1 rRNA gene is annotated in these 222 nt (G+C 51.4%); it reads right to left on the reverse strand.

Annotated elements, in window-relative coordinates:
* Nucleotides 1-188, reverse strand: a 23S ribosomal RNA gene (locus Afil_RS11025); the annotation flags it as partial.
* Between the last annotated feature and the right edge of the window lie 34 nt (nucleotides 189-222).

The raw sequence follows: 222 nt of genomic DNA on the forward strand, positions 1-222 counted from the left end.
TGTTTCAGTTCACCGGGTTTCTCTCCATTTGCATGGATGACTGGCTATAAAACCAGCCGGGTTCCCCCATTCGGATATCCGTGTGTCGTCGCTTCCCTGACAGCTCGGCACGGCTTTTCGCAGCCTGACGCGTCCTTCATCATTCAAGAGTGGCAAGGCATCCTCCGTACGCCCTTCCTTGCTTGATCTAGTTCTCTAACTTTGGTTCTAGTTATGCTTGTT

It is taken from the genome of Allobaculum fili, assembly GCF_020969955.1.
Taxonomy (GTDB): domain Bacteria; phylum Bacillota_I; class Bacilli_A; order Erysipelotrichales; family Erysipelotrichaceae; genus Allobaculum; species Allobaculum fili.